10 protein-coding genes are annotated in these 17,188 nt (G+C 33.9%); 2 read left to right on the top strand and 8 right to left on the bottom strand.

Annotated elements, in window-relative coordinates; all coding sequences use genetic code 11:
- Positions 1-314: 314 nt before the first annotated feature.
- From BMY18_RS19495 to BMY18_RS19480, 3 genes are all read right to left on the bottom strand, one after another.
- The gene (locus tag BMY18_RS19495; RefSeq protein ID WP_242941090.1) at positions 315-1,472 is read right to left on the bottom strand and encodes a DUF5716 family protein; all 1,158 of its coding nucleotides are present in this window, start codon (positions 1,470-1,472) and stop codon (positions 315-317) included.
- A gap of 672 nt (positions 1,473-2,144) precedes the next feature.
- Positions 2,145-5,738, bottom strand: coding sequence for a DUF5717 family protein (locus BMY18_RS19485; protein WP_092457921.1), 3,594 nt, complete (start codon positions 5,736-5,738; stop codon positions 2,145-2,147).
- 119 nt (positions 5,739-5,857) lie between these two features.
- Complete coding sequence (locus BMY18_RS19480; protein WP_092457918.1) at positions 5,858-7,186, bottom strand: replication-associated recombination protein A; 1,329 nt, start codon at positions 7,184-7,186, stop codon at positions 5,858-5,860.
- A gap of 160 nt (positions 7,187-7,346) precedes the next feature.
- Between BMY18_RS19480 and BMY18_RS19475 the strand changes: the two genes are divergently transcribed.
- Entirely contained in the window at positions 7,347-8,318 is a 972-nt protein-coding gene (locus BMY18_RS19475; protein WP_092457915.1) for a zinc dependent phospholipase C family protein, read from the top strand.
- A gap of 76 nt (positions 8,319-8,394) precedes the next feature.
- On the opposite strand, the gene BMY18_RS19470 is transcribed toward BMY18_RS19475, so the two are convergent.
- From BMY18_RS19470 to glpK, 4 genes are all read right to left on the bottom strand, one after another.
- Positions 8,395-9,579 (bottom strand): D-alanyl-D-alanine carboxypeptidase family protein, encoded by a 1,185-nt coding sequence (locus tag BMY18_RS19470; protein WP_092457912.1) that lies wholly within the window; start codon positions 9,577-9,579, stop codon positions 8,395-8,397.
- A gap of 166 nt (positions 9,580-9,745) precedes the next feature.
- The gene (locus BMY18_RS19465; protein WP_170841511.1) at positions 9,746-10,522 is read right to left on the bottom strand and encodes an SDR family NAD(P)-dependent oxidoreductase; all 777 of its coding nucleotides are present in this window, start codon (positions 10,520-10,522) and stop codon (positions 9,746-9,748) included.
- Between the two features lie 30 nt (positions 10,523-10,552).
- Complete coding sequence (locus BMY18_RS19460; protein WP_092457909.1) at positions 10,553-11,476, bottom strand: alpha/beta fold hydrolase; 924 nt, start codon at positions 11,474-11,476, stop codon at positions 10,553-10,555.
- Positions 11,477-11,550: 74 nt separating this feature from the next.
- Complete coding sequence (gene glpK, locus BMY18_RS19455) at positions 11,551-13,038, bottom strand: glycerol kinase GlpK (protein ID WP_092457906.1); 1,488 nt, start codon at positions 13,036-13,038, stop codon at positions 11,551-11,553.
- A 181-nt stretch (positions 13,039-13,219) separates the two neighbouring features.
- On the opposite strand from glpK, the gene BMY18_RS19450 reads away from it, so the two are divergent.
- A complete protein-coding gene (locus BMY18_RS19450) occupies positions 13,220-13,795 on the top strand; it encodes a hypothetical protein (protein ID WP_092457902.1) in 576 nt (191 codons plus the stop codon).
- 22 nt (positions 13,796-13,817) lie between these two features.
- Here the strand turns inward: BMY18_RS19450 and BMY18_RS19445 are convergent, their stop codons facing one another.
- A complete protein-coding gene (locus BMY18_RS19445) occupies positions 13,818-17,147 on the bottom strand; it encodes an SNF2 helicase associated domain-containing protein (RefSeq protein ID WP_092457899.1) in 3,330 nt (1,109 codons plus the stop codon).
- Positions 17,148-17,188 lie beyond the last annotated feature (41 nt).

The raw sequence follows: 17,188 nt of genomic DNA, 5'->3' as shown, positions 1-17,188 counted from the left end.
TTTTATCTTTTATCTTTTATCTTTTATCTTTTATCTTTTATCTTTTATCTTTTATCTTTTATCTTTTATCTTTTATCTTTTATCTTTTATCTTTTTAACGCCCCCACCAAATGGGTACCCAGTGAATATGAATTTCTAATGAATCATTTGACGCAGACCGGCTGAAAGCAGTGCTTATGTTATGTCAAGACTCAGATAAAAAGCAAGCGCAAGCGAGTCTTTTTATCATCTCTGAGGCTTGTAAAGAACATACTGCTTGAAGGAAAGGCAAGTCAAATGATTCATTAGAAATTCATATTCACGCCCCCCCATAATTATATTTTTAGATTTTTATGTATCAATTTACCCGAACTTCTTACTATATCGCCGAACCCTTTATCTTTAACAGTTATTAGACATCTATCATCAGCAGTAAATTTAAACTCCATTTTTATTCTAGTTGTTTTGTTAGTTCTATATGGAAAATCAGTCAAATCAACGATTTCTTCGTAATTCGCTTTTCCCGCTATGGGAATCATCTTAAGTTTTATTTCAGTACAATCGTCCATAATAAAATCCATAGTTCTTCCTGCTTCATACCAATTCGTTCCTGGTTTTACGACTCTTAGAATCCGATTCTTTCCACGCTCGAGAATTTCTATTTCAATGCCAGTTGTAATTCTATTTTTACATGCAAATATTGTATTCGTATATTTAGTTGCAACAACATTTTCACAAGCTGCAATACAAGCCCCTTTTACATACAGGTTCTGTCCTACAAATACCCTTTGTCTGTTACATATGAACTTAAGAAATCCAGATGGCAAATGATCCGTATCGAATCCAGCTCCCGTAAGGTATATTGAAGAAATCACTTTACCATTCATAAGTTGCTTAACGATTTTTACTAATCGTTCATCCACTTCTTCAAGCGATTTTTCGCCTCTTACCGCCTGCAATAACTCATTATCCTCAAATAATTGGTATTCCTCAGCTATGATATCATTATTTTTAATCTTGAAATTTGCCAATTGAAATGCCGCAATTCCCTTGAAACTATAATCGAGGAGCAAAACCCCACCACTCCATAATTCTTTTTTCATACTAAATGCATAATATGCATAGCTTTCCTCATGACTTATAAAACTTAGCCTATCCGCATTATAACCATATATGGAAAAAACAGTTTTTAAAGCATCTAGTAACGTTATGCTAAATTCTTCAACTGTTACGCAGATTTTATTTACATCTGAAATTTTCCTAAATTTCTTAGCACTATCTAACAAATAGCCGACAAGCTTCGTTAACTCATCCATCTGAATTGGAAGACCTTGCTGTGCATTTTCAAAAATTATATTTAATGGGACTGGATTTTTGAGAATCATCGCATTTCCAATCAGCGGCACCGACTCCGCCGTCTGAGTCTTTACATCATAATAACTCACCTGCGAAAATTTATCCCCTATATCAATCCCCAATATCAACTCATCCACAATCTTCAAGATTCTCTCCTCTCCTAAATATATTTTTATGTTTTCTTTTTTTTATGTTTTAATGCCTTAAATACTTTTTATACCTTACGTTCTTATGCCCTTTTGACTTTGGCTTTTGCTTTTGCTTTGGCTTTTGGCTTTTGCTTTTGCTTTGGCTTTGGCTTTTGGCTTTTGGCTTTTGCCTTTTGGCTTTTGGCTTTTGGCTTTTGGGCTTTTGGGCTTTTGGGCCTTTTGCCCTTAATGATCGCCAATATTTCAAGGTTAAATGGTCTAGTGTTTTAAAGTTTTAAGGTTTTAAGGTTTTAAGGTTTTAAGGTTTTAAGGTTTTAAGGTTTTAGGTCTCAGGTTTTAAGGTCTTAGGTCTTAAGGTCTTAGGTCTTAAGGTCTTAGGTCTTAAGGTCTTAGGTCTTAAGGTCTCCGCTTTTAAGTTCTTCCACCCCTTCAAACGCGTAAACCTATGAATATTCATTTGTAATTATGCATTTCGCCGTCGACCGGCTGAAAGTAGCGTTTATATTTTTTCCTAGACTCAGATGAAAATCGAACGAAGTGAGACTTTTCATCATCTCTGAGGCTAGCAAAAAAATATGCTGCTTGAAGGAAAGGCAGGCGAAATACATAATTACAAATGAATATTCATCCGTTCCGCGCCCCCCCCCCCCATTCCGCCCCTTATAGCGGCTTAAACACAACCCCAGTCACATAATCCTGAACGCAGTAACCGTGCATAAGTTTATGTAATGTAGCCATATCATGAAGTTCCTTACTTGCAAGCATATCATTTATAAAATCAAATCGTCCATTCGTATTCAATGTATTAATACTATCGTAAATAATCTTCTTATTATCAGTTGATGTTTCAGAACCATTAGCAATGACTGTGAAGTAATACTCTAAAGTGTCTCCATATAACATTGTGAATTCCTTCGTAAATACTCCTTCAAAAGTATTTTTCATTGTCTCTTTTACATATTCATCCTTCTTATCACTATCAACCCTTTTATTTTTATCACCTGTAATATAATTAATAGTGACCTTATTATTCGGATTGGTCCTGAATTCAATAATTGTTTTATCCATCGCATAAAATGGAAGTGTCACCCTATTTTCAAATTTTTTAAAGAAACTAAAGATCTTACTTTCAGTACATAATTTATCTAATAATTTATTTGCAAAGATTAATTGTTTTTCTTCTAATAATTTAATTGTTGAATAGTACTTAAGGAGTGCAATTTCACAAACAATTGTAGCCTCGTCACTAGAGAACATTCTGTTCTCTAGTATTTTAAATACGTTTTCATTCATATCTTTTTCTTTCACAAAATAATTGTAGGAATTATATGCTAAATATGCCTCAACGATTCGATCTTTGGCACCTCTTTCGTAATATTTTTCAAATACGTTATCTAACTGTAATTGTTTACTATTAGAAAATATCATTTGCGATATTAAACGTTCTTCCAGTTCATGAGCATCAATATTGAAATTATAACATGCATCACATATTTCTAACATTGTCTTAGTGGTTCCATTGAAATTTGAAACCAGATATTCAAGGACAACATCATCATATTTTTTCCCTAAGAATACATATTCGCTCATTCCTATAATAAATTCATTGCAATTATAATCTGTAATCTCAATCATTCTTCTACACAATTTAAATAATCTTTGGGGTTTGACTTTTCTATAGCCGTAAAGCAAGGTCAAATCATATGCGTCCTCATACATTCCATGCATGATACAAGTTTCTATCAGCATGGAGGATTCTGTCTGGGTCAGATTTTCTGTATTGATTTCAGGAAAGTTTTGTTCAAACTCATCCCCTATGTATTCCAAATAATAATAATGAATAATTGAATTTCTAAGCTCTCGCTTAAATTCTGGAGTCACCTCATTAGAATGATTCAAATAATTTTGCATCTTTAAATACCCCATTGAATGTTTCTGGTATTTACGATTGCCTTCACAAAAATATTGTAATAAACCTAGGTCATAATTATTCTCATCATAGACCAAATTCACCAAAGACATATCTTCAAATAACCTTTTAATTTCAAATGAGATACTGTCTTTCTTACGCACCTTAAATTCATCTTCAAACACAATTGAGCAGTTTTCAGTATACATCTGAATATATGCCACATGCTTCACGAAAGGTATTTTGATTTCTTTCAGTAATTCTTTATGTTTTACTATAACAAATTTGATTTTATCATTATGGCAGGTCAGTTTATATGTAAATAATATCTTTGAAATAGTTTCGGCCGTTTCTTTATTTAAAATAGACTTGTCCCAAATATCTTTATAAATAATAATCAAATTTTCATTAATTCTTCCTCTTCTAATCTGATCAATTGCAAATAACTCAATCTGTTTTCTATAACTAGAATAAGTATCCTTTTCCTTTTCTTTGTTTGTTATTATATTTGCATATAAAAATGCCTTTTTATCGTAATCTAGCTGGTTATTGTATGCAAAATAAAGCAATACCATTTTAGGGAAAATTTTCATTTTACTTTCATCAATGGAATCCATATAGAATTCATATAATTTAGTAATCCTAAAATTCTTAAGAATACTCTGCTCATATATTTCAAATACATTAGGTCCTGATATCTCATTTCTAATCAAATTAGTACATAGTACGTTGAGCATCTGGTCATTATTGTAAATATTATAAACTCTATTTAATATTCGTAAAAATGTCTTTGATCTACTTTTTTCATTCTTACAAATTTCACAAATCTGCTGTGCCAATTTTTCATTGATAATATTATACTTACACGCAAAATTAATCACTTGTAATTCAAAGTCATTGAGTACTCTAAGTAACATTGGTTGCGCATTTATTATATTAGAAGCCTCTAAATATAAAATGGGGCTCTTGTATCCCTTATGGAATTGTTCCTTGATTCTTGCTAATTTAATACTCTGATTTTTATCATATTCTTCATCAATGTAAAACATAATCCATAGCAACTGCCATTCATCATGACCATTTTCGTAATATTTCTTTACCGTTTTAAGTATTTCCTGTGAATACTGGGTATCTTTTTTAATCAAAGAATTCACGTATAAATAATAGCAATATATTGTAACGTTTTCCGCTTTTTGTTGCAATATCTCATCTTTAACACTATCTAACAGCCATTGTGCAGTATCTATTTTTTGCTGTGTAAAATATATCTGTGCCTGAACAAGTCTGAAATAAATATCTTTATCTGCAATACTACGAATTCTATCAAGGATGTGATTGGATTCATCTATCCATGATTTTACATCAATCCGCTTAGCTCTAAAATCTATGTATTTCCGAGACAATTCATAAATTGCTCTCTTCTTTTCCTTCATGTTGATTTCTTTATCTATAGATTTTTCATCCACTATCCCGATTGAATAATTATTAACTTCTATTTCATAAATCAACTCTTGATAGGTACTCGTTATAATAATTCTCCCGAAATTCTTTCCATGATGCATCTTGCTTTTATCCAGAAGGTATTCCAATTCAAATTTATTTCCGGTGAATATTTCAGAATTAAGATTATTTTCATTCAATGATAGCTTAATAAATTCTGAATCACTCGCGATATTTAACTCAATATAACCCCAAGTATGTTTCCTAATGACCACTACATCTTTATAATTTTCAGTAAATGTTTTGTATATCTTTTTAGGTTCTGACAAGCTTAAGCTAATAAAAGATTTTTTATGGATTGCAATCAAAAATTCTTCGATGTTATTTCGAATATTTTCTCCCTTATTCAAACTTTCGTAAATATTTAATAGATTCAAGTCATTTTTTAGGAACACTTCTGGAAAATTCTTGGACACAAAAAGCTTTTGTGCTTCTTCAGATGCCATCTGTGCCATATTTGCGAAGTGAAAAAGATTATGCACTTTTCCCATTGAAGTCTCAATCTCTTTTTCAATCACTTTAAAAGAATATGGGATGGATATCTCATCCGCATTGCTAATAATATCAAATTGTCCATCGATTATTTCACTTGGCTCAACGCCAACAAGATCAACCGTATATTTGATTAGATTTTCAACGCCAATAAAGTTACTGTTATCCACAGTAACTCTATAATCATTTGAATATACAACGCCTTTGATTTCACTGCTTCCCACTATTTTAAATTCGTGGCAATATGTTGACCCAGCTTGAATACTAGCCTCTATATCTACTATTGAAATCGTTAATTTAGGCGTCTCATATACAAATTCGCCTCTTGCTAATCTATTAATTTGATCTTTCATAACCAAAAGCCCCCAAAATTCTCTTTATCAATCGTATTTTATACCGTTAATTTAAAGTTCTTTTAAGCTATATTATACACATTTTCCCTGTTCGCCACAAGGTTTTTTAGCGTCGATTTCTAATTTGTTGATTGCCCTTTAATCTTTCTCATATGCTCTCCAATCTTGTCTTCATACCCAAGATTTGTAGGTACATAAAACTTCACATCTACTAATTCATCTGGCAAATACTGCTGTTTTACATAATGATTGGGATAATCATGCGCGTATAAATATCCTTCGCCATGTCCTAACTTTGCCGCACCCTTATAATGCGCATCGCGTAAAGGTGATGGGATTGCACCAGTCTTTTCGTTTTTGACAGTGTCCAATGCCATATTAATTGCGTTATAGGCAGCATTACTCTTGGGCGCGGTCGCTACATAGGTAACAGCTTGAGATAAGATAATCCTTGCTTCTGGCATACCAAGTCGTTCGACTGCTTCGAAAGCCGAAACTGCTACTGTTAGCGCCATTGGATCTGCATTTCCTACATCTTCACTGGCACATATCACGATTCTTCTGGCAATAAATTTGATATCCTCCCCTGCATACAGCATTCTAGCCAAGTAGTAAACTGCGGCATCGGGATCCGATCCCCTCATACTTTTAATAAATGCTGATATTGTATCATAATGGTTGTCACCTGTTTTATCATACTTTACAACTCGTTTTTGAATACATTCCTGTGCAACCGAAAGCGTTATGTGTATTTTTCCATCTTCTGCCTTCTTCGTAGTAAGAATGCCAAGTTCAATCGCATTCAATGCATTTCTTGCATCCCCATTGGCAATATCAGAAAGAAATTCCAAAGCATCTTCTTCAATTTGAGCATTATAGCTGCCCATTCCCTTTTCCTTGTCATATACGGCTCGCTTCAATAAAATCTTAATATCATCCTTATCTAGTGGTTTTAACTCAAATATAATTGATCGAGAAATAAGAGCTCCATTTACCTCGAAATATGGATTCTCTGTTGTTGCACCAATTAATACAATTGTTCCATCTTCCACAAATGGCAATAAATAATCTTGTTGGCTCTTATTAAATCTATGAATTTCATCTACAAATAATATTGTTTTCTTTGCATACATTCCACGATTATCCTTGGCTTTTTGAATCACTTCTTCCATATCTTTTTTACCGGAAGCCGTAGCATTTAATTGACAAAATTCGGAACTTGTTGAATTTGCAATTACTTTTGCTAGGGTTGTTTTACCTGTTCCTGGCGGTCCATAAAATATTACTGAGCTTATCTTATCCGCCTTAATTGCGCGATATAATAACTTATCCTCACCAATAATATGCCTTTGCCCTACCACTTCATCAAGAGTAGTCGGTCTTAACCTTGAGGCCAACGGCGATTCGCTTTTCATTGTATTTTCACGCACATAATCAAATAAATCCATAACATACCTCCAAAGACTATTAGAAGTATATATGTGACTCCTAAATAGTTACAAATATAATAGCATTTTATTTGCAAGATTGATATAGGGATGTGCCTATACAACATGATATATTTAGTGATATAATTGCTTTAAAATAGGTTATTTGATAGGAGTTCATATGCCAAGTTTAGCAACACATTTTCTATTTGGACAAGATGTCTTTAAAAAAGTAGATATTTCAACCAAACATACAATAAAAAAAGGGTTAGGGGCTTTCCGTCTAGGTCTTCAAGGTCCTGATATATTCTTTTATGATTTACTTCATTCCGTCATTGCACATGATAAAAATATTGGGAGTAAAATGCATACACAACGCACGGATATTTTCTTCTATCATTATGTTGATTATTTAAAGGATAACGGGCTAGATAACGACGAAATCGCCACTTCGTACCTCTATGGAATGCTGTGCCACTATAGTCTAGACTGCGCTTCACACCCTTTTGTCTACTATTTTACAAATTTACACGACAAAAGTCCCGAAGGTAAGAACAAATCTCTATCAATCCATTGTCAATTTGAATCTAACATTGACGAATTGCTTTATATGGATCGTAATGGAAAAAATATATGTGATATAAAACGGTCTAAATTTATGGAAATATCCCAAAAAGAAATCGATGTGATTAGTCCAATTATTGCACATGCCATTTCAGAAACTTATAAATGTGATATCACTGCAAATTATGTCAGAGGCTCCATAAAACGAGGTCTTAAAATAAATAGTCTCCTAAATAATAAATATGGAGTTAAAAAACCTTTGATTGGCTTGATTGAAAAACCAATCATGGGAAGTCATATTGGAACCAGTTTAATGTTTACCAGAAAATTACCTTCAAGAGCTTGTCTAAATGAAAATCACGAAGAATGGCATATACCTTTTAACAACACAGAAATGTATAGCTCATTTATGGATTTATATAATCTTGGAATGACCGATGCCATCCGTTTCATTCATATGGCTATGGATGTCTTGGACAAAAAATGCTCAATTTCTAAGTTCTCCAATTCCACTGGTGGAATGTCTTATCATACTGGATTAAATTGGAGATTAGGTGATGAGATGGTTTATTTCAAAAGTAATGATTAATGATCTTTTTAATTTTCAAAAAAAATCAAGACCAATGCTGCAATGCTCAGTAGCCGTTGGTCTTGATTTTTTTATATTAGTTCATCAATGCATTCTTAATTACTTTAATAAATGAATCAAAAAATTTGGCTTCTCTTATGCTCTCGCTTGCCACAATACTCACCGCACCGATTTCTTTTCCATTTAACTTATATACCAACTGTCCTACAACATCGCCCTCATTAATTGGCGCTTGTATATTCTCTAATAATTGTAATTCTGATGTCACATCGCTAGCGTTAAATGATTCAAGACTTAGATATTTATATACGTCTAAATATTTGCACGTAACATCTTCTTTTACACCACTATTTATACTAACCTTCTCTAAAACAGGTGGGTTCTCATCCTTATAAATACTGCACAGACCATATCCATAATTAAGTAAAGTGATAGCATCTGAAAATCTAGTTTTGCTATCAGGGGCAGCCAAAATAACTGCAACTAGTTCGATATCATTTCTTAACGCAGTAGCGGATAGACAACATTTGGCTAGACCGGTAGAACCAGTCTTTAGGCCTGTTGCCCACTCATACTGTTTTATCAGCTTATTGGTGTTCGACAACTCGAATTCTGTCTCACCTTTTTTCGTAACATGTGTAATTGTATCCATCCATATTGTTGAATAATTGTGAATCTGTGGATATTTTGTAATTAACTCACGTGACATTAAAGCAATATCTCTAGCTGTTGTCATATGACCATCTACATCAAGACCACAGCAATTTACAAAGTTCGTATTATTCATACCAAGCTCTTTTGCACGCTCATTCATTTTTGCTACAAATGTATCTTCACTTCCCCATATATGCTCAGCCATTGCTACTGATGCATCGTTAGCACTCGCCACTGAAATACACTTTATCATGGTCTGAACCGTTTGTACTTCTCCAACCTCAAGGAATACCTGACTGCCTCCCATCGAAGCTGCATGCTCTGAAACTGTAACCTCGTCTTCAAGCTTAATTTTACCTGAATCTATCGCATCAAAGATTAATATCAATGTCATAATCTTAGTGATGCTAGCTGGATGCAATTGTTCATCTGCATTTTTTTCATATATTACTTGCCCTGTTGAAGCTTCCATTAAGATGGCGGATGGAGAATTTATTCCTGGGTCCGCAGTCGTTTCGACTGATTCAGCACTTGCCGTAGATTTAGTACCACCCGTACTTCCTATGGTTGCGGCAATTGCAAAATTAAAGGTTATAGAAGTTATCATAATAGACAAGATTAGTATGTAGGTTATAGTCCTTCGTAGAATTGGTTTTTTTCGATTTGAATATGATTTTATGAACAAAAAAGTCACTCCCTCACATCTACTATTAATAGTATAGTGAAGGAGTGATTGGAATATTACAGATTTTAATTATTCTTTCTAAAACAGCTTATACAAGTGTGAATCCACCATCTACAAGTATAAATTGACCCTGTACATAACTTGAAGCATCACTTGATAAGTAAATTAATGTACCATTCAATTCGCCTTTACGTCCAGCTCTGCTTGATGGATTTAAGTAAGCATAACCCTTCAAAAATTCTTCTGATTTAAATAAAGTATCTGATGTCATTTCTGATTCAAATAATGCTGGTCCAACAGCATTCACTGTGATATTATGTTGTGCATATGACGCAGCCATACCTGTTGTAAGTCCTAGGACTGCTGCCTTTGAAGCGTTGTATGAATGACGGATAAATGCGCCACCTTTGTTTGCAACAACTGCATTAACGGATGCGACATTAATAATCTTGCCATATTTGTTCTCAATCATTTGAGGAACTACATATTTGCATGCAAGAAATATTCCTTTTACATTTGTATCAAATGACTTATTCCAGTCTTCTTCTGACATACTATCAACTGCACCAGCTACCGCAACTCCTGCATTATTAAGTAAGATATCAATATGTCCAAATGTATCTAATACAGTTTGCATCGCTTTTTTGACGCTTTCTTCACTAGTTACATCACATGCAACTGCAATAACTTTTTGTCCAGTTTTTTCTATTTCTGCTTTTACTTGTGATAATTTTTCAACTCTTCTTGCAAGAATTGCAACACTTGCTCCCGCTTTTGCATATGCCAATGCTGCATCTGCGCCCAAACCAGCTGATGCACCTGTAACTACGGCTACTTTACCTGTTAAATCAAATATTTCATTCATCCTAACTCCTTCTGCCCACTTTTTAGTAGGCTACTTGCTTATTATCCATTCTAATATATCTTTATAGACGGTCTGTCTTGTAACCTCATTTAAAATCTCATGCCTGCAACCTTTGTATAACTTGAGATCAATATTATGTATTCCGGTTTTTGTCATTTTTTTATATAATGTCTGAACGTCTTTTCCGTAATTTCCAACTGGATCTTCTTCACCAGAGGTCAATAGAATTGGCAAATCTTTTGGTATTTTGTCAATATTTCTCTTTTTCATAATATAAAGAATCGTATCTAGCAAGCTGTTAAATCCATTTAACGTAAATATAAATGTACAGCTTGGTTCCTTTAAATACTTTTCTACAATTGCTTTATCTGTAGTCAGCCAATCACATGGTGTCTTAGCATCCTTTATTCTCTTATTATACGCTCCAAACATAATTATCTCAACTAGTTTACTTCTATACTTTTCGCCTTTCACCAGCGTCTCTATTTTTACTAAGGCTTTTCCACCGATTACCATTGGAAATGGTTGGTTACCAGTACCCATAATAATTGCACCAGTTAACTCTTTCCCATAGTTCATTACATATCTTCTTACCATAAAGGATCCCATACTATGCCCTAAAAGGTAATATGGTGTGTCTGAATACTTTTTCTTCATGATTTTAGTAACATGATGCATATCCTCCACAACGCATGCGCTTCCATCTTTCTTGGCAAAATATCCCCATCCCTCTTTGGAGTCCACTGATTTTCCATGTCCGATGTGGTCATTACCCACCACTAAAATCTTGTTATCTACCATAAATTGAGCGAATTCCTCATATCTTTCAATAAATTCAGTCATCCCATGAGCAATCTGCAATATCGCCTTTGGCTCGCCCTTTGGTGCCCAAATCACGCCATGTATCGCATTTGTATTATTACTTGATTGAAATGTAAATGTACTATTCTTCATCTCGTAATTTCCTCCCTTAGTTAGAATCTATGTAACTGTTCAGTACCTGAACAATTACACGCTTCGCGATAAACTCATGGTTTCGCAAGAATTCTACTAACCGAATCTTCCCACCCATCGATCAGTTTCTGCCTTTTCTCCTCGGAAATATTGGCTTGATAGGTCTTATCCATTTGCCAGTTTTTCTTTATTTCCTCTGTATTTTCATAATAACCTACAGCAAGTCCTGCTAGATATGCTGCACCTAATGCCGTAGTTTCAATAACCTTCGGTTTTACAATATCTGCATCAAGAATATCTGCTTGAAACTGGAGCAAGAAGTTATTAAAGCTTGCGCCACCATCGACTCTTAGTGATGAAAGCGATATCTTGGAGTCCTCCTCCATGGCTCTTAGAACGTCTAATGTCTGATATGCCATAGATTCTACCACTGCTCTGATAAAATGCTCCCTCGTTGTGCCTCTAGACAGTCCAAAGACTGCTCCTCTTGCATATGCATCCCAATGAGGTGCACCTAGGCCTGTAAATGCAGGTACTACATATACTCCATTCGTATCTGCGACTGAAAGTGCTATCTTTTCTGTCTCGGCCGCATTTTCAATCATTTTCATCTCATCTCTTAACCATTTAATTGCTGCACCAGCTACAAACACACTTCCTTCTAATGCATATTGTACTTTACCATTTATTCCGATTGCAATTGTTGTAAGGAGACCCTTCGTTGATAAAACTGCTTTGTCACCAGTATTCATCAAAAGGAAGCAACCCGTTCCATAAGTGTTTTTCGCCTCACCTGGTTCAAAACAGCACTGTCCAAACAAAGCCGCCTGCTGATCACCTGCGACTCCAGCAATCGGAACTTTTCCACCAAATATACTTTCCTTTGTATATCCATAAATGTCACTAGAATCTTTTACCGTTGGAAGCATTGATGCTGGGATGTTGAATTTTTCCAGTAATTCTTGGTCCCACTTCAGTGAATGAATATTAAATAACATCGTTCTTGATGCATTTGTATAATCAGTTGCAAATACTTCACCTTTCGTGAGCTTATATATAAGCCAAGTATCCACTGTTCCAAACAAAAGTCTTCCTTCATCAGCCTTTTTTCTGGCGCCTTCAACATTTTCAAGAATCCACACTATCTTTGTAGCAGAAAAATACGGATCTAGAATTAATCCAGTCTTCTCCCTTATCACGTCTTCATAACCTTCTGCTTTAAGCTCATCTACCATCTTTGCAGTACGTCTGCACTGCCACACAATTGCATTATATATAGGCTCGCCTGTCTGCTTATCCCATATAATCGTAGTTTCTCTTTGATTCGTGATTCCGATTGCTGCTAAGTCTTTTGCCTCAATTCCAAGTTGTGACTTAGCCTCCATCATAACACCCATTTGTGATGACCAGATCTCGTTCGGGTCTTGTTCCACCCAGCCGCTGTGAGGGAAAAACTGCGAAAATTCCTTCTGCGCAGTTCCCTTGATTTCTCCTGCTTTATTAAAAATAATACAACGTGAACTCGTAGTTCCCTGATCCAAAGCCATTAAATATTTTTCCATCGTAAGTGATTACTCCCAACATGATTTTATTTTTTTCCTATTCACACAGCAAACTGTCTCATGAGAATAGTTTAAATGATGTGATTTATAATATATAAAAGATTACGTAACATAATAGAGGCTTTACTCATAATATATACAAACCAGATATAAGCAATAATTCGCAAAAATGAGGAGAATTATGACAGATTCAATTCGAATATTAAAAATGTATCCAGAAAGCTTCAAAGCAAATTTGTATTCCAGCAAGACATTTAGAATGATTGGCCTAATAGATGTAAGCATTCAATATGCCTATGGAATAGAACGTGTGACTTTGCCTTATTATCGTTCATCCGGAACGAATCTTGGGAAAATCAAAGGATTATGGTATCCTATTGTTGGAATAAAGACACATTCAGGCAGTTTTACCGAATTTACTGAATATATAAACTTTGTACTAACAAATTCCGCAATTATGGGAATCGCAAAAAAAGGTTGGCTCGCCAAATCAATATTCTTTGCTCATCAACATGCAGGCACCTCTAAAATGAAAGGGTTTTCAAATGGAACGCATAATGAAGTTCTTTATAAAATAGGCAAAAATCTAAGATATTTGTATACCACTGAAAATTTTTATAGAATGGACTCCTTAAATGCTAAAAGTTTAAATAGCATCGTAACTTCAAAAGAAATACTTTATAATAATCGCCATACGCAAAGAGAAAACTTTGAGAAGTTGATTGAAGATATCTATAATGGCGATTTTGGTAAATAGCGCAACCCTAACCACCCCTTTATTACATGCCTTCAAGTAACTGCTCAAAATCATCCTTCGTCAAGTTTGCAATTGAAGCACCGCCTTCATTAATTATCTGATCAGAAAGTTCTTGCTTTGCATCTTGTAGTAGAAGTATTTTTTCCTCAATTGTATTCTTTGCAATTAGTTTAAATACCGAAACCACCTTGGTTTGTCCGATTCTATGCGTTCTGTCCGTTGCTTGATTTTGAGCGGCGATATTCCACCATGGATCAAAATGTATTACTATACTTGCGCTGGTAAGATTCAAACCAGTTCCCCCTGCTTTCAAGGAAATCAAAAACAATGGCGTATTATCGCTATTAAAATCATCGACCATTAATGCTCGCTTGAGCTTATTTGTCGATCCATCAAGTCGGAAAAACGTTATTTTTTCCTTTTTCAACCGTGGTTCTAACAAGTCAAATATACTTGTAAATTGTGAAAACAGCAATATCTTATGTCCACCTTCAATTGCGTTATGGATTAATTCAAGGCAAGTATCCATTTTTGCTGATTCGCCTTGGTAATCTTCATACACCAACGCAGGTGCACAACATATCTGGCGTAGTCTTGTGATTGCTGCTAATATTTTCAGCTTTTCAGCGTTAAACTCTGATGATGATTTTTGATGTAAGCCTTTTTTGATTTGCTGCAAATTGGCATAATATAGTTTCTCTTGTTCTTCAGATAATTTTGTGTATATGATTTCTTCATTTTTATCTGGGATCTCTTTTAATACATCTTCTTTAATTCTTCTCATTATAAATGGTTTTATCATTCTTTGAAGTTTTCTTACAGCACCTTCATCTGAATTTTGAATTATATTTATTTCATAATCCTTTTTGAATCTTTGATACGAATATAATACTCCTGGCATTAAGAAATCAAATATACTCCAAAGTTCACTAAGTCGATTTTCTATTGGCGTACCTGTTAACGCAAATCTCACCTTCGCTTTAATCAACTTCACTGCTTTTGCAACTAAAGTCGTATGATTCTTAATGTTTTGGGCCTCATCAATAATCACAGCATAGAAATCGAACGTTTTATATTGATCTAAATCCCTCTTTAATAAATCATAAGAAGTTACTACAACATCATAATCACTATAATTTTTCAGGCATTCTTTTCTTTCGCTACTATTTCCTGCTACAATTAAGGTTTTTAACTGTTCGCCAAATTTATTGATTTCATTTTCCCAATTATAAATTAGTGACGCTGGGCAGACAATTAAACTGGTATTTCTTTCGTCAGATTCAAGCTTTTTACTGAGCAAATAAGCTATAATCTGAATACTTTTTCCAAGACCCATATCATCTGCAAGTATTCCGCCAAATCCCAATCTATCAATTGTTCTAAGCCAACGATAGCCGATTTTTTGATAATTTTTCATAACATGATCAAGTGTCTCTGGTATTTCAAAATCACTATCTTCAAACGATTTAATATCACGAATAATTGACTTAAACCCCTTATCCTTCTTGATTTCTAAATCACTAACGTCATTGTCTTTTAGCAGCTGTTCTACATACATCGATCTGTATATTGGCAATTGAATGCTACCTTGCGTCATATCCTTATTCTTTATCGCCAAACTATCCGCTAATTCCGAAAGAACTGACAATGAATTATCTTCAAGACTCACAAATTCTCCATTTTTTAGGCGATAATACTTCTTACGTGCTCTATAGTTTTGTAGGATTCCATCTAATTCTTTTTGTGGAAAATCACCCGTATCAATTTGTAAATCTAATAATCCCGCTTTAATTGAGACACCAACAGAAATCTTAGGTGAAGAATTAACGCGCATTTTTTTGAACTGTTCTGAAACATATACCTCACCATATTCCTTGAATTCTTCAATTCCATTCATAATAAGATCATATACTTTTTCTTCATTATTCTCATCTAAGTATAGTAAAACTTCCGCTTCTTTTTTATCAAAATACTGCATTGCCTTGTATAATGTTCCGCTTTCTTTTTCAACATCTCTGAATGCATCGGCAATATTCACACTTTTAAGAATATTATAGATTTCACTCCCATAATCAGCATTTAATTTGCAAGTGATTTTTTCATCTACTTTATCTAGATAAATTTTAATTACTGGCTCTTGGGGAATATATTCTTCCACATCTTCTATCGATTCAAAATTAGTATACTTTTTTAGAACTGGAAGTACCGTACTACAAAATGATGCCATATCATTTTTATTGATATCAAATGATTTTTCATCAAAATAATCACATATTTCGCATATTGGATGCATTTGTTTTGAAAATTCCTTATCGCATTCATACACTTTATCCAACATTCTTACAAATAACCTGTCTTTGTCACCAATACTTTCTAAAGCTGGAAGTCGCAGCGTATATCCATTTCCTTTTCTAGCCTTTTCAAGCGTTGTTCTAAGTATTGGATTACCACTTAATATAGTAATATATCTACTATCAATAATTGAGTTAGCCATGGCTATTTGCTTACCACACATCGTATGTAACAATTCTGTTAATGCTTGATTTGGTAATTCTAACTCTCTGATTGCAGGCAAATACGGATAGCCTTTCCCCGTATTATTCTTATATGTCTTCATGTAAGTTCTGAGAAACTCTATCATCACTTGAGCGTCCTTTGTAAATGCGCTATAATCATGTATAAATTTCAATTTCATCCCATATGAAAATTCTTCTTTTCCCTCAATCAATGACAGTAATTTATTGATATCTTTTAATATATATTGATGGTCTGAACCTATTTTAAAATCGATAGACCATCCCCAATAGGTACGATATAGTGTCGGTGTTAAATCGATTTTCCCTGTAATGTCTGGCTGAATATACTTTAACTTGTTTTCCATTGATGAATTAAATATAATATTTTTAATTTCTTTGCTTGTCCCTATATTTTTGTTAACGGTATTCTTATTAGCCAGATTCTTGGTAGGTATATTACTATTAACTACATGATTTTGCTTTGCAAATACTTCACTGCCTTTTTTTAATGATTCTAATGCACTCTTTTTACTTTCAATTGTATTTGAAAATGATAGTGCCAAAGCGACACAATGCTTGCACATTCCCTTATACTGATGGTATGCAGGACATTCACACTGATAATCATAAATTTCTTCATTTTTTTCATCGTAATACATACTTACATAATATTCATTATCGTAGCTGCCTTCTACATAGCCACTAATATGAACATCATCTTCCGTCTTGTATTCACTTTTTATACCATATACCATATTCCTCTTATTCAACTCGACACCACGAGAATAAGACCTTTTATCTGCTATATTTTTAATTTCATCCATAGAAATATTCATGTATACACCACAACTCCAATTTCATTTTAAATCTATTTTTA

The organism is [Clostridium] fimetarium, from assembly GCF_900111235.1.
Lineage (GTDB): Bacteria > Bacillota > Clostridia > Lachnospirales > Lachnospiraceae > Clostridium_N > Clostridium_N fimetarium.
The sequence above is the reverse complement of the archived record's forward strand: the minus strand, read 5'-3'. Positions and strand labels throughout refer to the sequence as shown.